This window comes from Humibacillus xanthopallidus (assembly GCF_006716675.1).
In the GTDB taxonomy this organism is placed as follows: domain Bacteria; phylum Actinomycetota; class Actinomycetes; order Actinomycetales; family Dermatophilaceae; genus Humibacillus; species Humibacillus xanthopallidus_B.
Genome location: NZ_VFPM01000001.1, coordinates 244,666 through 263,806, shown reverse-complemented (window position 1 = coordinate 263,806; position 19,141 = coordinate 244,666). Strand labels below are relative to the sequence as shown.

Sequence of the window (19,141 nt, the reverse complement as noted above, 5' to 3'; positions counted from 1 at the left end):
ACGCGGGAGCCGGCCACCCGGCATACGGGAGCGGCGAGACGGGGCACGACGGCCCGGCACCCCCCTGTGGATGCCGGGCCGTCGCGGGTCAGGAGCGCCGGCTCACGTGCGGTAGGAGACGACGACGCTCGGGCGCGGGAAGCCGTCGGTGTGCGGCCAGGTGCTCGTCGGCGCCTCGAAGGTGGCGCCGTCGGTCTCACCCGGGTGCTGCACGGCGACGAAGACCGAGAGCTGGTCGTCGGTGACGAGCGGACCGCAGGTCTCCGCGCCGTAGGGAACGGTGAGGAACTGCTGCACCCTGCCGCGCTCCGGCCCGTCGACCGGCACGCGGAAGAGGCCGTCGTTGGAGCCGAGGACGTTGCCGTCCGTCGAGATCCAGAGGTTGCCGACCTTGTCGAAGGCGACGTTGTCGGGGCAGCTGATCGGGCTGACCCGGCTCTTGTCGTAGCCGGCGAAGTAGGTCTCCGGCGCCTCGGGGTCCCCGCAGACGAGGAAGAGGTCCCACGTGAAGGAGGTGCTCGTGTGGTCGCCCCGGCGCTCCTCGAGCTCGAGGACGTAGCCGTTGCGGTTGCCCGACTGGGTGCGCAGCGGGGCTCCGAGGGCGGGCCGCGTCATGCTGGCGCCGAGCGGGTTCACCTCGTCGGTCGGGTAGCTCGTGCCGCGGTTGCTGTTGTTCGTGAGGGCGGCGTAGACCTTGCCGTTGACGGGGTTGGGCTCGACGTCCTCGGGCCGGTCCATCTTCGTGGGGCTGACCGTGTCGGCGGCGAGGCGGGTGTTGATGAGCACCTCGGCCACCGACATCCCGGGCACGAAGGAGGTCGTGTCCGACGTCAGCGCGACCCACGTGCCGGCGCCGCCGTACTCACCGTCGCCCGTGCCGTCGCCGGTGAAGCGGGCGACGTAGAGCGTGCCGCGCGTGAGAAGGCTCTTGTTGTGGGAGCGAGCGGCACGCGAGCCGCCCTTGCGGAAGGTGTCAGCCGAGACGAACTTGTAGAGGTAGTCGCCGCGCTCGTCGTCGCCCATGTAGGCCACGGCGTGACCGCTCCTGCTGATGATGACGTTGGCGCCCTCGTGCTTGAAGCGTCCGAGCATCGTCTGCTTGACGGGTGTCGACTCGGGCTCGTAGGGGTCGAGCTCGACGACCCAGCCGAAGCGGTAGGCCTCGTGGGGGTGCTTGGCGAGGTCGAAGCGCTCGTCGACGCTCGACCAGCCGCGGTTGGTCACCGCGGCGGTCGCGAGCCCGTAGCGCTTGAACGACGTGGCGTTGGCCGGGTCGACCGGCCCGCTCGCGTCGAAGTAGCCGTTGACGTTCTCCTCGCCGGACAGGACCGTGCCCCAGGGGGTCGTGCCGCCGGCGCAGTTGCCGAAGGTGCCGAGCACGGTGCGCCCGGTGGGGTCGTCGGCGGTGCGCAGGAGCTCGTGACCGGCAGCGGGGCCCTCGAACGCGAAGGGGGTGTGGACCGTGATGCGGCGGTTGTGCTCGGCGCGACGGTGGTCGGCCCGCACCCACGACCCGGTGGCGCGCCCACCCTCGATCGTGACGACAGCCATGCCGTGGGCGGCCATCGCGATCTTCTTCGTCGTGGCGTCGTCGTAGGCGCCGGTCGGGAACATGAGGTTCTCGTCGGTGTACTCGTGGTTCGTGACGAGCAGCGACTGCCGGCCCGAGAGCGGCAGCACGCCGACGTAGTCGTTGTTGTAGCCGAACTGCTTCGCCTGGGCCTCGGGGGTCTGGGCGTCGACGTCGAAGCGGGGCGCCCCCGCCTCGACGGGGTCTCCCCACCGGATGACGACGTTGTGGGTGAACTCCGGTGCGTTCGTCACGGCGTCGACCCGGTTGGGAGCGACAGGCGTGAAGGATGCCCGACCGACGTTCGGCGTCGAGCGGGCGTCCTTGGCGGACAGCGCATTCGGTGCGGCTGCAGCGGGGGATGCGGTGCCCAGGCCAGCGAGCACGAGCGCTCCGGCGCCGACGGCACTGCCCTTGAGAAGGGATCGGCGGGCCAGGGCGCCTTCGACGAGGTCCCGCATGGCCGGGTGGTCCGTCTCGTTGGGCACCGGGGCGTCGCAGGCGTTGTTGCAGCGGTAGTGGCACGTCGCCAGGCTGCGGGATCCGTGACGCGGCGACGAGATGAGGGGGAGTGGCTGGGGGGTCACGCGGGTGCTCCTTCGGCAGACAGCGGGTAGGCGTGTGCCGCGTTCCTCCAGGTCGGCGCGGCGATCGCCGACTCCGACGCTAGGAGCCCGCCCCGGGTCCCCGGGTGTGCCCGAGGTGGCCGCTCGGTGAACACCGCGTGAGCGCTTGGCCGGTGCGAGCCCGGCGGCAGGCCGCAGATGCGCGTATGCCGCCGGGCTCAGCCCGACGGCATACGCGCCTCTCGTGGTGGATGGGTCTCGAACGGGTCAGCAGCCGGGCAGCTTGAAGCTCGCGATCCGGGTCTGCCAGCCGACAGTGCTCGAGGCCTGACCTTCGGCGGTGTAGTACTCGTTGACGTACCAGAACGTGCAGTCGTCGACGGGGTCGACGTTCATCGACGTGTAGTCACCCCAACGGGAGTTCGTCGATCTCTGCACGCCCGTGCCGTCGATGACGACACCTTCGCCGAGCGTCATCTGGCCGAGGGAGTCGCCCGCGAGGCGTCCGGTGTAGCGGATGCCCGGGAAGACGGTCGTGCCGTTGACGACGCTGTAGCCAAGGGCCATGTCGCCCTTCTTGTTCTGCGCGACGCTGCCCATCCAGCGATTCACGCCGTCGCCAGGGGCGTAGGTGCCCTGTTGGTACAGGCTGTAGGTGCCGGAGCCGTCACGCCTCAGCTCGTACCACCGCATGCCTGCGACGTTGGGCGCGGCCTCGACCGACTGCGTGGTGACGAGCGACTCGTAGCCCTTGAAGTTGCGGTAGGCGAGTCGCCACGTGGGCCGCTGGCGGTAGCTGAGGATGTCGAGGTACTGCGCTGGGTTCGTGATCCCGGGTTGGGGCAGGCAGTCACGGGACGTCGGTGCGCACGGGAAGATGGAGTCGAAGGCCGCCGTCGGCAGCTGAGCCTTGAGCTCGAGGCTGGCGGTCGGGGTCGAGCGCCACTTGACGCGCAGGTCCCAGACATTGACAGCGTCCATGGTCGCGCCGTAGCCGCCGCCGTCGTCCTGCGTGCCGACGAGCGGGATCGCCGCGTCGGTCATCGGCTTCTGCTTGCCGTCGATGTCGGCGGGCAGGAGGCCGTCGCCGACGAGTGGCAGGACCGCGGGGTCGTTTCCGTCGAGGAAGAAGGTGACAGCGCGGGCCGGCTGGCCGTTGAGCATCTTGTTCTTCTCGAGGCCGTAGACGCCGATGCCGTACTCGACGGTCGGGCCGAACTCGCGGGTCGTGATGACGTAGGAGTCGGTCCACACGCCGTACTTCGGGTAGTCAGGGAAGAAGTTGAAGTTCTCTGTCTCGAAGGCGTAGCGGTAGTACGACCCCGTGGGGTCGCCGGTCGTCGAGACGGCGACGCAGTTGTAGAACGGCAGGGTGGGGTCGTCGAGGCCGCGCGTCGTGAACTGGCTGAGGATCCACCGGTCGGCGAGCTGGTCGTAGAGGACGATCGGGTCACCCGAGGGGTCGGTGCAGTCCGGCACCGCGAAGTCCTGCCAGAGCGTGCCGGTGTCGACGGGCCCGAGCAGCAGCGTGCCGGTCTTCGAGTAGACCGCGTAGGCGAGGTTGACCATCTCGACGTAGTGGTTGGGTCCGACGTCACCGACCGGGTCGGGCGGGTTCACACGGCCACCGAAGATGGTGAAGTTGTCCTGGTTGGACAGGCCCTCGAAGTTCGCGAGCGGCGCCCCAACCGTGGCGGCAGCGACCTCAGCCGTCTGCGCGACCGGGTCGGTGCCAGAACCCTGGGCGGGGGCGGAAGCGCCCGGTGCGCCGCGCTCCTCAGGAAGGCGTGCCGACCCCGCGTCGAGCGATCGTGGCGCGCGTGCCAGGACGGAGAGCGGTCTGGAGGTGTCGTGGGCGACGTTGTCGGTGAATACGGGGCGAGCCTGCTCGGCGGATCTCGCGGGTGTCGTGGCGACGGCCGGAGCCGCGAGGGCGGCTGCGACCAGGGCGGCACCGGTGAGTCCCGCCACCGTGGCGACCAGTTGCCTGGCCCGGTGTGGTGATCTCACTTCTGCTCCTGTGTGAGGGGGTCCCCTGACGGGACCATGGTTCTCCCGTCAGCGCGCTGAGGGGGCGGGATCGCGGAAATCCCATGTGACAAGTAGGTGATATCGGGGCTTCCGGGTCGGTTGAGCCCATTCCGGGAGCGTCGGTGCGGCTCTGGTGCCACGCTGGTCGGATGCGCGTGCTCTGCGCCACGACCGCCGGGACGGGCCACTTCGGCCCGATGGTGCCGGTTGCGCGGGCCTGCGCCGCTGCGGGGCACGAGGTGCGGGTCGCGGCACCCGCGTCGTTCGCGAGCCATGTGGAGCGGGCGGGACTCGCGCACGATCCGTTCGACGACGTGCCACCCGACGTGCTGGGTCCGATCTTCGGGGGTCTGTCGTCGGTGTCGATGCTGGAGGCCAACCACACCGTCGTGCGTGACGTCTTCGGGCGGCTCGACGCGCAGGCAGCCTTCCCGGGCGTGAGCGAGGTCGTCGAGCGGTGGCGGCCCGACGTCGTGCTGCGTGACCCGTGCGAGTTCGGGTCGCTGGCCGCCGCCGTGCGAGCCGGCGTGCCCCACGCCGAGGTGGCGATCGGCCTCGGGAGGCTGCAGCTGTGGGCCTCAGACCTGCTCGTCGAGCCGCTCGACGAGCTCGATGCCATCGTCGGCCTGCCGGGCGGCACATGCTGGGCAGCCTTGGCAAGCGCTCCGGTCTTCACATCGGTGCCGCAGAGCCTCGATGGTGGCGCCGTCGGGTCACCGAAAGGCGCTGCGGCGCAGAACGTTCCGAGGGCGGTTCGCTATCGGGGCGGGGACCGCAGGGGTCGGGTGGGCTCGCTGCCGAGGGCGTGGGGCGACGGCGACCACCCCCTCGTCTACGTGACGTTCGGCTCGGTGACCGGTGGCTTCGCGGACCTTCGCGTCGTCTTCGGCAGGTGCCTCGAGGTATTGCGTGAGCTGCCGATCCGCGTCCTCCTGACGACGGGACACGCGGGCGACCCGGAGGAGCTGAGGCCGTGGCCCGACAACGCTCGCGTCGAGCAGTGGTGGCCGCAGGATGACGTCATGCCCCTCGCGGCGGCGATGGTCGGCCACGGCGGCTTCGGCACGACGATGTCGGCCCTGACCGCCGGCGTGCCCCAGGTCGTCGTGCCGCTCTTCGCCTTCGACCAGGAGATCAACGCGACGCGGGTCGCGGAGGTGGGCGCCGGCATACGGCTCGGTGGCCGTCAGGACGCTGCAGAGCACGTCGGGGAGGCCGTTGCGCAGGTGCTCTCCGACAGCCGTATGCGGTCTGTCGCGGAGGCGGTGGCCGACGAGATCGCCTCTCTGCCAGACGTTTCGGAGATCGTGGAAACGATCGAAGGACTCGCAAAGAGCCGCTAGCCTCACGCACATGGCGCTGTTGACCTTCGACACCCCCGGCCGGGTGCGCGACCTGCCGCAGGGCTCGCCGTTCTACGGGGAGTGGCACCGCACCGTCGAGCGGCTCGTCGCGACGAGCACCGCCGTCAGCGGCAGCGGGCGCTACGTCGACCCGAGCCGCCGCGACGTCGAGGTCATCGGACGCCGTCTCTACACGTGGACCGGCTTCCCGAGGCCCCTGCTCGTCGAGCACCGCGACGACCGGCGGGCCGCCTGGGTGGCGGGGGAGAGCCGTGACGTGCAGATCGAGTACCTCGAGTGGCGCGTGGATCGGGTGGGCGACACGATCACGCGCATCATCTTCACGACCGAGACGCCGGAGTACTGGAAGGCGCTCGCCGCGGCCGACCGTGCTCGGGTGCTCCAGCTCTACCGCGACCTCGTCAGCCCCGACGTGAGGGAGGGTGACCTCTTCCCGGGCGGTGCGGCATACGACCCCCTCAACCGGTGGAACACGACCGACGGCATCGTGCACTACGTCATGCGGATCAACTCGATGCGGGACCTGCTCGGGGTGTCCCAGGAGTCCGAGCCGACGCGTCGCGCGCTCGACGGCTACGACGCGCTGCCCTACAAGCGAAAGACGGGGGCCGACGCACGGCTCAACCTCGACATCTGGGCGCTCAGCCGCAAGGGGTATGCCGTGTCGACCGACGAGATGCCAGGGCTCTACATCGCGGGCTGGGACGACACCGGGTGGGAGAAGCCGGACGGCTCACCGGTGGGCAGCTACTGGCGAGTCGTGCGAGGCGCGCCGGGCGCGGCCCTGCGGGTCGTCTACGAGGTGCCGGAGTCGGAGGGCTTCTCCGTCGGGGACATCCGCATCGGGGGTCGTCCGATCGAGTTCGGCGGTCAGGTCGCCGAGCACGTGACCGTCAGTGCGCACGGTCTCGTCGGACGGAGCCGGCGATGAGGCCCGCGACGGCGGGGGTGCTCGCGGGCCTCGGCTCCGCTGGGGCCGAGCTGTTGGGTGGTGTCGAGCTGCCGGTCGTTCCGTCGACGTCGGCTACGTCGGACCCGTCGGGATCGCGGGAGCGCGAGCTGGGTGTCGGGGCGAGCAGTCAGGAGGGTGCGCCGGTCGTGACCGCGCTCGGGGAGCCGGTCTACGGACGGGTGGCCGGCAACGAGATCCAGGGCGCCGTCGTGCCGGGCTTCAACAAGGACCACCAGCAGCTCGTGTTCCTGCAGATCGGTGACGTCGACCGGGCGCGCGCGTGGCTGCGGTGGCTGGCGCCGCGCATCTCGACGATGAACGAGGTGCTCGACTTCCGGCGGGCGTTCAGGGCGGCCCGGCTGCGGCTCGGCGTGCGAGACCCGGGGCTGGCCGCGGAGGGGTCGAGGGTTCCCGAGCTGACGGCGACATGGACGTCGGTCGCATTCTCCTGCAAGGGAATTGCGCTCCTGGCAGGCGATGCGGAGGCGAGGCGCTTCGGTGACGAGAGCTTCGGGCAGGGGCTGGCCGCTCGGTCGACCTACCTCGGCGACCCGACAGGCCCCGCGCATCCTGGTCACCGGGACCACTGGGTCGTCGGGGGTCCTCACAACGAGGCGGATGTGCTCGTCACCGTCGCGGCCGACGCCGTCGACGACCTCGAGGCGGCGGTGGAAGCGGTCGTCTCGACCGCGGAGGAGCATGGCCTCACGATCGTGCTGAGCCAGCGGGGCGACAACCTCCCGGGCGATCTCGCAGGCCATGAGCACTTCGGCTTCAAGGACGGGATCTCGCAGCCCGGCATCCGGGGTGCGCGGTCGACGGTGCCCGGCGACGAGATCACGCCGCGCTGCCTGTCGGGCGACGACCCGCACGCGGCGCTCTTCGGCAAGCCCGGTCAGCCGCTCGTGTGGCCGGGCCAGTTCCTCCTCGGGGAGCCGCGGCAGGACCCGCAGGACCCGACGGTGGCAGCGCCGGCCGCCACGGCCTTCCCGGAGTGGGCTCGGCTCGGCTCCTACGTCGTCGTGCGTCGACTCGCCCAGGACGTCGTCGGCTTCTGGGACTGGATGGGCTCAGCCGCCGAGGCGCTGGGCGTCGATCCGGTCGCTTTCGCGTCGGCGCTCGTCGGGCGGTGGCCGAGCGGGGCACCGGTCATGCGCTCTCCCCACCACGACGACCCGGCTCTCGCCGGAGACGACTTCGCGAGCAACCACTTCCTCTTCCAGGACGACACGCGCCCCTCGTCGCTCGTGCCCATCGAGGGGTATGCCGGTGACACCCACCCCGCCGCCGCGGCCGACGTGCTCGCCCGGGTGTGCCCGCATGCAGCGCACATCCGCAAGGTGAACCCGCGCGACAGTGCGACGGACTTCGGTGCGCCTGCCGACACGCTGACCCGCCTCATGCTGCGGCGCGGCATTCCCTACGGTCCTGCGCTCGTGGGAGTGGCTGACCCTCCGCCGGAGCTCGTCGAGGCCGAGCGGGGGCTGCTCTTCGTCGCCTGCATGAGCTCGATCGAGGACCAGTTCGAGTTCGTCTCGCGGCGCTGGGCCAACTCCGTCGACCAGCCGAACGCCGGTGGTGTCGACCCCGTCATCGGCCAGGTCGACCGCGCAGGCGTGCGCGGGCGTGAGGTCGTCTGGCCGGGAGCGGATGGCGACGTGGCCCTCCGGCTGGAGAGCGACTTCGTGACCCCGACCGGTGGCGGCTACTTCTTCGCACCGCCGATCTCGGCCCTCGACGGCATCCTCGCCGGCGGGTAGCGCGGTCGGCCACATCGCCCGAGGGCTCGGCTCGCTGCCCGGCGCCGGCCCGGGTGCTCAGCTGAGCGGGGCGCGGGCTCGGGAGGTGACGGTGATCGTGACACTGCCACCGAGGGACTGGAGGACCCAGCCGCTCATCGGCAGCGTGGCGGTCCCCTGCACCGTGACGACTGCCGTCGCTCCGTCGGTCGTGCCCGTCTGCGGCACGACCGACCAAGCCGTGATGCCCGGCGGTCGGGGGATGCGGGCCAGATGGCTCTGCGCTGCCTCCTGCACGGATCCGTCGGTGAGGGCAAGGCTGTCGAGCACGCCCGACTCGTAGGCGGCCCGCTCGTCGAGCGCGTCTGCGGCATCGAGAGCAGCCGCGTCGGCAGCATCGAGCAGACGCATCCGGGCCAGCTGGGCCGCGGTCACATCGACGGCCCCGAGGATGAGCACGAGCACGAGGCTGAAGAGGCCGAGGATGAGGATGCCGATCTGACCGTCCTCACCCCGAGGGATCGGCGGCTGGCGGAGCGAGACGGGCCGGACGGCATACCGGAGGCGGAAGGTGCTCATCGGGCCACGAAACGGTCGACGGAGGAGACGTGCGTCGAGCTGATGGTCACCGACGCCGGCACATGGTCGGCGACGAAGTCCGGGATCAAGGGGAGCTGCACGACGATCGTGGCTGTGGAGGTGACCAGCCCGTCGGGGCGCAGGCACGGTGAGCCGTCGCACGCGACATCCACGGTCGCGCCCTCCGTGAAGGCGAAGTCCTCGAAGGCGAGCGAGGCCGCCGAGCGGGCCCGGGCCAGCGCCTCCCCGTCGGCGGCGCCGGTGACGAAGGCGCGGCCCGCCTCGCGACCGGCAAGCGACGCAGAGAAGGAGGCAGCCTGGAGACGCGCGGCGGTGAGCACGAGGTAGACGAGCGGCAGGAGCAGGAGGAGCCCGAGGAAGATGAACTCCACGATGGCGCGACCCTCGTCTCGGCTGCGGCCCCGACCAGCAGCCCCGGTGGCCACGGTCCAGCGGGTCAGGAGCGTGGTCATGGCGCGGCTCGCGTCACTTGCTGCTCGCTGAACGCCCGGCCGCTCACGGTGAGCAGGCCCGACGGGCCGACCGGTCCGATGACCGGCAGGGGTGCCGAGACGGTCACCTCGATGACCTGCACACCGCCCGAGGTCGTCCGCGTCGCCGCGGAGACGTCCTCGGCGAAGGACGCGCTCAACGAGGAGGTGATGAGTGCGGATGTGCGGGCGGCGCCGTCGCCCGGGGCGGCGTCTGCTCGGGCGCCGTATCGGGCGCCCTCCGAGGCGGCCGAGATGAGGGTGTTGCGCACATAGAGTGCGAGCCCGAGCTGGAACACCGCGAGAGCGACGACGAGGAGCAACGCCGAGACCATGACGAACTCCGCTATGGCCGAACCTCGCTCACGGTGGCCGGCCTGGAATGTGTGCCACGCTCGCCGCCACCGGTTGCCGAGCGTCACGGCCCCTTGACGCTCGAGATCGCGTCGCTGAAGAGCGAGCTCAGCTGTGGCCCGGCGATGGCCCAGAGAGCTGTGACGAGGCCCGCGGTCATGATGGTGATGAGGACCCAGCCGGGCACATCCCCGCGGTCGGCGCGCCCGCCGAGACGACGCGCCAGGATCGTGAGCATCTTTCTCTCGTAACGGCGCTGGGCGGTGAGGATGGACTTCATGTTCTTCTCCCTGTCGGTGAACTGCGCTGGCGTGTTTGGGTGTTGATCGTCAGAGCTGGAATCGGAGGAAGCTCACTCCGGGGTAGATGGCGAAGAGCACGGTGACGGGCAGGATGAGGAACACGACCGGCACCATCATGAGAATCTCCTTCTTGCCCCCCTGTTCCATGAGGGTGCGGCGGCTGTCCTCGCGGACGTCCTGCGCCTGGGCCCGGAGCACCTCGGCGAGGGGTGTGCCCCGTTCGACGGCGACGACGATGCCGTCGACGAAACGGCTCAGGCTGATGAGTCCGGTGCGGTCGGCGAGACCCTGCAGGGCCGTCGGCAGGTTGGCGCCGGCACGAGCATCGGCGAGACAGTGCCGCAGCTCGTCGGACAGCTCGCCCCGCGAGAGTCGGCACACCCGCTCGAGCGCGCCGATCGCCCCTTCGCCCGCCGAGACGGCCAGCGCGAGCAGCTCGGCGACCGTGGGGAACTCGGTGAGCATTCTGGCCTCTCGTCGAGCGGCGGTGCGGGACAGGGCGTAGTCGCGTCCCGTGACGCCGCCGAGCACCCCGACGAGCACCAGACCGACGAGCACGGGTGCAGAGAGGTTCGACTGGGCCACGGAGATGATGCTCGTCACGGCAAGCCCGGCGACTCCACCGATGGCGCCCCAGAGCACCTGCTCGGCGCGGAACCGGTCGACATCGGCGGGCAACCCGGCGCGCTGCAGACGTTGCGCGACGGAGGTGCTGCCCCCGAGGATCCCGCCGACCACGCCTCCTGCTGCCGTGACATAGGGGTGGAGGAGCTCGAGCAGGCCGAAGGGACCACGTTCCGGCGGCGGTGCCGCCAGCAGCGAGGACGGACGCGGGGTGTCACGCAGGTAGGGCTCAAGCCGGTCGTCGAGGGTCGGGACCCGACTCATCGGCAGCCCGGCCAGCACCAGAGTCGCCCCTGCGAGCACCATGACGCCGAGCGAAGCGCCGAGCCAGGACCAGCCCGACTCGACGACGGCGCTGAGGCGCGTGACGAGCTCGTTCACCGCAGCACCCGCTCCTCGTCGGGGAGTCGGCCGATCCAGACCATGGCGCGGTAGGCCAGCACGCACAGGCCGGCCCCGATCGCGAGGATCACCCAGCCGGCGGGCGACGAGTAGGCCGACAGGGAGTTGCCCTTGAGGGCAAGCATGGCTAGGACGATCCAGGGTGCCGCGACCGCGAGCCGCGCGGCGTTGACCGTCCAGCTCTGACGTGTCTCGAGCTCAGCACGAGTCCGTGCGTCCTCGCGCAGGAATGCCGAGAGGGTGCGGAGCAGTCGGCCGAGGTCGCTGCCGCCCACCTCTCGGGCGATCCGCAGCGACTCCACGATGCGGTCCGCGACCGGGTCGCTGAGGCGATCCTTGAGCCGGTCGAGACAGTCGTGGAACCGTCCCGTCGCTCGGTAGTCCTGGGCGAAGGACGCGAAGGCGGGGCGTAGCTCCACGGGCCCTCGCTCGGCGAGCTGCGACAGCGCCTCGGGCAGGGCGAGACCAGCACGCACACCGGAGGTGATGTTGTCGACGACGTCGGGCCACAGGTCGCGGAACTTAGAGCGGCGCGTGCGAGCACGCATACGCACCAAGGAGATCGGCGCCGCTGCCGCCATCACGCTGAAGCACAGGGCGATCGGCACCACCTTGGTGACGACTGCGAAGAGCAGGAAGGTGACAACGAAGAGCACGACGGAGCCGACGATGACGTTGCTGGGGCTGATCGAGGGGTAACCGGCTTGGTTGAGGTGGTCTCGCAGCTCGGCGGTGAAGCCCCCTCGGTGCACGGGTTTGTCGCCCGACACCTGGGGCCAGAACGACCAGTAGATGCAGAAGACCCCGGCGCCCAGAAGCAGTCCGATGACCACGGGGGATGTCATGGAGCCTCCTGCGCGAGGAGCGCTGCGACGTCGTAGCCGGCACGTTCGAACGCCTCGCGCTGGGGTGGGAAGCCGTCCGCGCGCCTCAGCTGCCCCTGCCTCGTCACGAAGAGGTCGGCGATCTCGATGACGTCACCCTCGGCGCGACCGGGCACCGCCACGATCTCGCGCACCCGCCGCACCCCGTCTCGCTCCAGAGCGACGTGGATGACGAGGTCGACAGCCGCCGCCACCGTCGGCACGACGAAGCGGCTCGACACGTTCTCACCGGCCAGCAGCGGAAGTGTGCACATCTTGGTGACGGCCTCGCGGGCACTGTTGGCGTGCACCGTGCACATGCCTGGAACCCCGCTGTTGAGGGCGATCAGCAGGTCGAGGCTCTCCTCCTGCCGCACCTCGCCGACGATGATACGCGACGGCCTCATCCGCAGGGCCTCCTTGACGAGGCGTCGAAGGGGCACCTCGCCGGTGCCCTCGAGGCTCGGCTGGCGACACTGCATCGACGCGACGTCCCTGAGCGGGATCTTCAGCTCGAAGACCTCCTCGCAGGTGATGACGCGCTCGCGCGGCGGGATCGCGGCCGCGAGGCAGTTGAGCAGCGTGGTCTTGCCGGCCTGCGTTCCGCCGGCAACGAGCACGTTGAGCCCGCTCGCGACAGCGGCATCGAGGAAGGTCGCGGCCTGTCGCGTCATCGTGCCGAGACGCACGAGGTCGTCGAGGTGGTCGGCCTTGACGACGAACTTGCGCACGTTGACCTGCCAGTGCGTGCGACTGATGTCGGGAATGACGACGTGCAGCCGGGAGCCGTCAGGGAGGGTCGCGTCGACGAAAGGATTGCTCAGATCGACCCGTCGACCACTGCTCTTCAGCATGCGCTCGACCAGGTCGCGAACGTCGTCAGAGGTGAGGATGGTCGGTGTGAGCTCGGCGATCCCACCGCGCGCGACGAAGATCTTGCCAGGCTCGTTGATCCAGATCTCCTCGACCGCAGGGTCGTCGAAGTACTGCTGGAGCGGCCCGTAGCCCGCCACGACGGCGAGGATCGAGTGCACCGCCGACCGCATGTCCCCGAGCGAGGGCAAGCCCCCGTGGAGCGAGCGCTCGTCGTAGTCCTGCACGGCGTCCTGGACGAGCCGCCGCACCTCGAGGGTGTTGCTCGTGGGGTCGATGCCGGAGCGCCGGATGAGCTCGCGGACCTCACCCTCGACATGGCGCACGGCCTCTTGCGTCGACATCGGACCCCCTGACGGTCGGCTGTTGTGCCGGTCATCTTGCCCGCGACGTCGTGATCCGGCGCGTTCAAAAGTAGGTGGAAGCGCCGCAATACGTATGTTCCGGACAAAATCTGTGGATAACTGTGCGACTCCCAGGCGGTTGCCGACGTCTCAGCCGCTGCCTGTGGATGACGCGGGATCTCGTCCGGCTCCACCTGCTGTCATCGGTGCAGGAAGGAGACCACGACGTGCGACTGCGCCTTAGCCTCATCGACAGCCGACCCGACGCGGTCATCGGACTGACGGAGGTCCTCGTCGACGCCCCACCCGATGCCACCTTCGGCGAGATCCGGGCGAGGTTGACGACACTCGTGAACTGCGACGAGGACCTCCGTGCCGCAGATGACGTGGAGTTCGAGGTCGGCCGTCGACGGCTCGACGACGACGCGGTCCTCGGCCGGCCTCCGCTCGTGCGCGGCGCCCTCGTCGTCGCAGCTCCTCCTCACCGCCTCGGTATGCCGTCCGCCGCGGTCGGCCTCGCGGACCTCCGGGTCGTGGGTGGCCCCGGTGCGGGTCGCACCCTCTCCTTGGGCCGGGGAGAGCACGTCCTCGGCCGGTCGACGTCCTGCTCCGTGAGGCTCGAGGACGAGGGGGTCTCGCGCGCGCACTGCCTCCTGTCCGTCGGCGACGGTGAGATCATGGTTCGCGACCTGGAGCCGGCCAACCCCTCGCTCCTCGACGACGGGCCCCTGCCGGTCGACGGTGCCATCTTGCGGCCCGACTCCGTGCTCCGCGTGGGATCAACGACTCTGGTGCTGCGGCAGCGGTTGACGCCGTCAGTGGCACACGCCGTACGGGAGGGTCGCGTCCTCGTGCACGTGCGACCACGCTTCGCACGGCAGGCCCCTCGCGTCGAGATCACGACGCCAGAGGCACCTCGTCGGCCGGAGGGGAGTCGCCTGCCGCTGCTCGCGTCCCTGGCGCCGCTCGTCCTGTCCGGCGCGCTGGCTCTCGCGATGAGATCACCCGTGATGCTCCTCTTCGCCCTGATGTCGCCCGTGCTGCTTATCGGGCAGTGGTGGAGCGACCGGAGGCATGGACGACTCTCCCACCGGCGCCTCCTGAGGCAGCACGGCGAGAGCCTTGAAGCCGTCTCGCACCAGATGCGCGGGGCCCTCGCTGACGAGGTGCGGCGACGCCGGGCGGAGCATCCCGACCTCTGTCTCGCCGTCGAGATCGTGGACGCGCGTGGAGCCCGCCTGTGGGAGCGTCGGACCCACGACGCCGACTGGCTCGTCCTGCGGCTCGGCAGCGCGGATCGTGCGTCGCGGATCGTGCGCGCCGGGGCCCCTGTGGGCGAGCACCCTGTGGTGGTGGGCGTGCCCGTCGTGGTCGACCTGTCCCAGACAGCCGTCGTGGGAGTGGCGGCCTCTCGCTCCCACGGTCTGGCGCTCGCCGCGAGCCTCGTGGCCCAGGCTGCCGTCTGGCACTCGCCGAGGCGCCTCCGGATCGTGCTGCTCACGGGAGACGATGTGCATGCGAGCGACTGGACATGGGCGAGGCTCCTGCCGCACCTCCTCGAACGCCAGGACGGTGAGATCGGCTGCGAGGCGAGCGTCCTCGAGTCTGGCCACCTCGCCTCGCTCATCGCTTCGCTGACCGCTGCCGTCGTCGAGCGCACATCGGCCCGACGCGCGACGATGAGCGGGCCTGCGGTCCTACACTCCTCGGCATCGACGAGTGACATCCTCGTCGTCCTCGACGGGGCTCGGGAGCTGCGCTCGGTCCCAGGCGTGGCCGACCTCCTGAGGCTGGGCCCCGCAGCAGGGCTGACCTTCCTCTGCATCGCCGATGACCGCGCCTCGCTGCCGGGGGAGGTTGCGGCCGTGGTGGAGGTGGACCGCCGGGGTCTGCGCGCCACAGTGACCCTGCCGGACGAGGTCGTCACCGACGTGACCCTCGACCTGCCCGATCCTGGCTGGCTGGAGAGAATGGGCCGAGGGCTCGCACCCCTCACTGACGCGACGCCCGAGGGCCCGGAGGCCGCCCTGCCGCCCACAGTCGCGTTCCGCGCGCTGCACCGTGCCGCAGGCTTCGACCCTCTCGAGCGCCAAGACCTCGAGAAAGCCTGGTCCCGTCCGGCAGGCACACCGCGCGCCCTTCTTGGTCTCACGAAGGACGGCCCGCACGAGATCGACCTGGTGCGCGATGGACCGCACACGCTCGTCGGGGGGACGACGGGCTCAGGCAAGTCCGAGCTGTTGCAGGCGTTCGTTGTCGGGCTCGCGGCGACGCACCGGCCGGACGACCTCGGTTTCGTCCTGGTGGACTACAAGGGAGGTGCTGCCTTCCGCGAGTGCGCCCGCCTGCCACACACGCTTGGGCTCGTGACCGACCTCGACGAGCACCTGACCGCTCGCGCGCTCGCCTCCCTCACGGCGGAGCTCCGGCGTCGCGAGCGTGTCCTCGCGGACGCCGGCGCCAAGGATCTCGAGACCTTCCGCCGTCTCCACAGGAGACGGGCCGACCGGTCCCGGCTGGCTCGGCTCGTCATCGTCGTCGACGAGTTCAAGCTGCTCGCCGACGAGCTGCCCGACTTCGTGACCGGCCTCGTACGGATCGCCGCACAAGGAAGGTCGCTCGGCGTCCACCTCGTCCTCGCGACCCAGCGGCCGGCGGGGATCATCACCGGTGACATGCGCTCGAACATGTCTCTGCGCATCTGCCTGCGCGTGCGCGACCGGTCCGACAGCGAGGACGTCATCAACGACCCTGGCGCTTCCACCTTGACCGACCGCGCGCCCGGCCGCGCCTGCCTTCGGGGCGGCGACGGCGAGCTCGTGGCGCTGCAGACCGCCCACCTGGGTGGCGCTGTCGACGAACCCGCGGCCGCCCGACGAGTCTCCGTCACGACGCTCCCGGAGAGGCGCACGAAGTGGGCCAGGAAGCCCCCTACGGAGACCCCCACGGAGGTCGTCCACGATGACGTCACCGAGACGGTGACCGAGCTCGCCGCGTTCGTCGACGCCGCGCGCCACGTCGCGGCATCGCTCGAGATCGACACGCCCCCGTCGCCGTGGTTGCCGCCGCTGCCGCAGTGGGTGGGTGTTGACGGTCTCGCCGGACTCGCCGCCCTCGACCCCTCCGCGGCGGCCCCTGCGGACCATGCGACGACAGACGTCAGGGTGCCCTTCGGCCTCGTCGACCGGCCACACGAGCAACAGCAGCTGGTGGCTCATTGGAATCCTGAGGTCGACGGTCACCTGGGTATCATCGGCGGATCCCGTTCCGGCAGAACGAGCCTGCTGCGAACCCTCGTCACCGCGCTGGCTCAGCGCCGGGTGGTGGACGACGTCCATGTCCACGTCCTCGAGGGCGCTCCCGGACCACTCGTCAGCCTTGCGGAGCTCCCCCACGTGGGGTCGGTGGTCGCCGCCACCGACTCCCTGCTCCTGCGGCGGGTCGTCGAGCGACTCGGTGACGACCTCTACCGCAGCCCGAGCGACCGTCCACGCCTCTTCGTCCTCGTCGTCGACGGGTGGGAAGCCGTCGAGGATGCGCTCGGCAGCGCCGGAGGTGGGGCCGGAGCCGACGCCCTGCTCCGGCTCATCCGCGACGGCGCGGCACTCGGGCTTCGCGTGATCGTCACCGGTGGACGGGCCGTGGGCTCCGGCCGCCTGTCCGGCCTGCTCGACCGCCGGCTGGTGCTGCCGATGCCCGACCCCGTGGACCTCACCCTCGTGGGGCTCGACCCGGCTGCCGCTCGACACCTGCGCGTCCCCGGTCGAGCCGTCGACCTCACGGACGGCTCCGAGCTCCAGGTCGCCACGGTCGGCTCCGGTCCGTCCCCCGACGAACAGACAGCCGGAGTGCACCGGCTGGCAGCATCGCTGAGACGGTCCACCGACTCGCCCGTCCTGCGGGAGCCGTGGCGCATCGTCCCGCTGCCCCGCCTCGTGTGCTGGACCGAGCTCGCGTTCCGTCTCCAGCAGGCGGGCGTCCCGTCCAGCTCGACGTCGGACGACCGCGAATGGGTCTGCCTCGGAGTCGGCGGGGACGATGCGGGCGCGACCGGTGTCGACGTGGCGGGCCCGGCTCGACGGCTCCTCGTCGTCGGGCCACCCAGGTCGGGCCGGTCCAACGTGCTCGAGGTCGCTGCCCGGCAGCTGCTCGGGCGGGGGCGCGTGGTGGCCGTCGTCGCAGCACGGCGTTCGCCGCTGCAGGTGCTGGCCGGCGAGCGTGGCGTGCACGTGCTCTCGCCCGGCGATGATCGCCGCTTCATCGATCTCCGACGGGCGCACCCGGACCTCGCGGTCCTCGTCGATGATGCCGAGTCCGTCGAGAGCAGCGACCTCGAGCGCGCACTCGTCGAGTGTGCCGGTCTCGCCGACGAGTCCGACGGCATCATCTGGGCGAGTGCCGACACGGCGCGGGCCAACGCGGCGTTCCGGGGGCTCATCCCGGCCGTCGCGCAGGACGGGAGCGGCGTCGTCCTCTGTCCTACAGCGGCGGCCGACGGCGATTGTCTCCAGGCACGGCCAGATGCGGTGGGCCGCGGCATCCCCGGCCGGGGCAGTCTCGTCCTCGACTCGCGCTGCGTGCCGATCCAGGTCGCTCGCGCGGCGCGTGCAGAGGTGCCGGAGGGGCACGATCCCGGGCAGACGGCATACGGCAGCCGACCTGCGGTCGACGGGTCGCCCGGGCGCGGCCGAGCGGGGGAGGTTCGAGTGTGACCTGCGCTCCACTTCGACGTGGTTCCTTGGCGACTCGTCAGTAGGCTGCCACGCTCGCTCCACCCCCGCCGCCCGACCGAGGAGCCCGTATGCCGCGTGGTGCCCGCGAGATCACCCTCCGCTTCCTCGCCGGCCCCACCGACGTCGGCTACTCCGGGACCGTCGGTGGCGGACGGGTGCTCGAGTGGATCGACAAGGCCGGCTATGCGGCGGCCGCCGGCTGGAGCGGCACCTACTGCGTGACGGCCTACGTCGGCAACGTGCGCTTCACCCGTCCGGTCGAGGTCGGAGACCTCGTCGAGGCGACGGCACGGATCATCCACACCGGCACCTCGAGCATGCACATCCTCGTCACCGTGTCGGCCGGCAACCCACGCCATCCCGACCTGGTGCCGACGACCGAGTGCCTCATGGTGTTCGTCGCGGTCGGGGCCGACGGGCGGCCGATACCCGTCCCCGTCTACGAGCCCCAGGACGACGAGGACCGGCGCTGGCAGGAGAGCGCGAAGCGGCGCATCGACCTGCGGTCCGAGATCGCGACCGCGATGGCGGCCCAGACCTACAGCGAGGCGGGCACGGCGCCGCGGACGGTGCTGCGCTTCCTGGCCGCCCCGACCGACGTCAACTGGGGCGGGAAGGTGCACGGCGGCATCGTCATGCGGTGGATCGACGAGGCCGCGCACGTCCTCGCCACGGGTTGGACCGGGAGTGCTGCGAACGTCGCCGTCTATGCCGGCGGCGTGCGCTTCTACCGTCCACTGCGCATCGGTGACCTCGTCGAGGTGGAGGCGAGGCTCGTCCTCACCGGCACCTCGAGCATGCACATCAGCGTGCACGTGCGCTCCGGCGACCCGGCGACGGGCGACCTCGACCTGACGACGCACTCGCTCATCGTCTTCGTGCCGCTCGACGAGGACGGGAACGCGGTGCCGGCGCCCTCCTGGGAGCCGGTCTCGGCGGAGGACGTCGCGCTGCGTGACCACGCGCTCGAGCTCGTCGCGCTGCGCCACCAGATCGACTCCGAGCGGCACGTGCCCTGAGGCCAGCCACCGAGTCGCGTCGCGCGACAGCGTGAGGACAGTGCCGCGAGCGACACCGCACGAGGTCAGGCGCACCTCGCCGACGGTGCGCGGGTGACCCCGAGGTGTGCGGTTGACCCCACAGTGTGCGGGTGGCCCGGGGGCGCCACGTGGTCGTCATGACGACGACGTCGAGGATCCCCGTGCCCGGGGCCGACCGGGCCTGCAAAGGTAAATAGTTGGCAAAGGAATGCGCCGATCTCCTCACGAGCCCCGCCGCGTCGCTTCTACATTCTGTGTCGTGCGCAGCGCCGGCGCACGGCCATGGTGCGGTTCCTCGACGGGGATGGTGCTCG

General features: G+C 70.9%; 14 protein-coding genes. 5 read left to right on the top strand and 9 right to left on the bottom strand.

What is annotated here, in order from left to right; all coding sequences use genetic code 11:
- Nucleotides 1–102: 102 nt before the first annotated feature.
- Entirely contained in the window at nucleotides 103–2,157 is a 2,055-nt protein-coding gene (locus FBY41_RS01080; protein ID WP_141841585.1) for a PhoX family protein, read from the bottom strand.
- Nucleotides 2,158–2,403: 246 nt separating this feature from the next.
- On the bottom strand, nucleotides 2,404–4,146 hold the full coding sequence (locus FBY41_RS01075; protein WP_141841584.1) for a hypothetical protein: 1,743 nt from the start codon (nucleotides 4,144–4,146) through the stop codon (nucleotides 2,404–2,406).
- Nucleotides 4,147–4,316: 170 nt separating this feature from the next.
- On the opposite strand from FBY41_RS01075, the gene FBY41_RS01070 reads away from it, so the two are divergent.
- The 3 genes from FBY41_RS01070 to FBY41_RS01060 are packed head-to-tail and all read left to right on the top strand — an operon-like array spanning nucleotide 4,317 to nucleotide 8,243.
- Nucleotides 4,317–5,510 (top strand): glycosyltransferase, encoded by a 1,194-nt coding sequence (locus FBY41_RS01070; protein ID WP_141841583.1) that lies wholly within the window; start codon nucleotides 4,317–4,319, stop codon nucleotides 5,508–5,510.
- A gap of 10 nt (nucleotides 5,511–5,520) precedes the next feature.
- A complete protein-coding gene (locus FBY41_RS01065; RefSeq protein WP_141841582.1) occupies nucleotides 5,521–6,462 on the top strand; it encodes a hypothetical protein in 942 nt (313 codons plus the stop codon).
- Nucleotides 6,459–8,243, top strand: coding sequence for a Dyp-type peroxidase (locus FBY41_RS01060; RefSeq protein WP_141841581.1), 1,785 nt, complete (start codon nucleotides 6,459–6,461; stop codon nucleotides 8,241–8,243). Before FBY41_RS01065 ends, FBY41_RS01060 begins: the two co-directional genes overlap by 4 nt.
- Nucleotides 8,244–8,300: 57 nt before the next feature.
- Here FBY41_RS01060 and FBY41_RS01055 read toward each other — a convergent pair whose 3' ends face one another.
- From FBY41_RS01055 to FBY41_RS01025, 7 genes are all read right to left on the bottom strand, one after another.
- Entirely contained in the window at nucleotides 8,301–8,801 is a 501-nt protein-coding gene (locus FBY41_RS01055) for a pilus assembly protein TadG-related protein (protein ID WP_141841580.1), read from the bottom strand.
- On the bottom strand, nucleotides 8,798–9,274 hold the full coding sequence (locus FBY41_RS01050; protein WP_260439486.1) for a pilus assembly protein: 477 nt from the start codon (nucleotides 9,272–9,274) through the stop codon (nucleotides 8,798–8,800). Before FBY41_RS01050 ends, FBY41_RS01055 begins: the two co-directional genes overlap by 4 nt.
- Complete coding sequence (locus FBY41_RS01045) at nucleotides 9,271–9,642, bottom strand: TadE/TadG family type IV pilus assembly protein (protein WP_260439624.1); 372 nt, start codon at nucleotides 9,640–9,642, stop codon at nucleotides 9,271–9,273. The genes FBY41_RS01050 and FBY41_RS01045 overlap by 4 nt, the downstream gene beginning before the upstream one ends.
- A 68-nt stretch (nucleotides 9,643–9,710) precedes the next feature.
- Nucleotides 9,711–9,926: a hypothetical protein gene (locus FBY41_RS01040; protein WP_141841578.1), complete on the bottom strand. Its 216-nt coding sequence runs from the start codon at nucleotides 9,924–9,926 to the stop codon at nucleotides 9,711–9,713.
- A 49-nt stretch (nucleotides 9,927–9,975) separates the two neighbouring features.
- Nucleotides 9,976–10,953 (bottom strand): type II secretion system F family protein, encoded by a 978-nt coding sequence (locus FBY41_RS01035; protein WP_375869850.1) that lies wholly within the window; start codon nucleotides 10,951–10,953, stop codon nucleotides 9,976–9,978.
- Nucleotides 10,950–11,819: a type II secretion system F family protein gene (locus tag FBY41_RS01030; RefSeq protein ID WP_141841577.1), complete on the bottom strand. Its 870-nt coding sequence runs from the start codon at nucleotides 11,817–11,819 to the stop codon at nucleotides 10,950–10,952. Before FBY41_RS01030 ends, FBY41_RS01035 begins: the two co-directional genes overlap by 4 nt.
- Complete coding sequence (locus FBY41_RS01025) at nucleotides 11,816–13,054, bottom strand: CpaF family protein (RefSeq protein WP_141841576.1); 1,239 nt, start codon at nucleotides 13,052–13,054, stop codon at nucleotides 11,816–11,818. Before FBY41_RS01025 ends, FBY41_RS01030 begins: the two co-directional genes overlap by 4 nt.
- A 227-nt stretch (nucleotides 13,055–13,281) precedes the next feature.
- On the opposite strand from FBY41_RS01025, the gene FBY41_RS01020 reads away from it, so the two are divergent.
- Together FBY41_RS01020 and FBY41_RS01015 are read left to right on the top strand one after the other, a co-directional pair.
- Nucleotides 13,282–17,766: an FtsK/SpoIIIE domain-containing protein gene (locus FBY41_RS01020; protein ID WP_185748831.1), complete on the top strand. Its 4,485-nt coding sequence runs from the start codon at nucleotides 13,282–13,284 to the stop codon at nucleotides 17,764–17,766.
- Nucleotides 17,767–17,855: 89 nt separating this feature from the next.
- Nucleotides 17,856–18,806, top strand: coding sequence for an acyl-CoA thioesterase (locus FBY41_RS01015; protein WP_141841574.1), 951 nt, complete (start codon nucleotides 17,856–17,858; stop codon nucleotides 18,804–18,806).
- Nucleotides 18,807–19,141 lie beyond the last annotated feature (335 nt).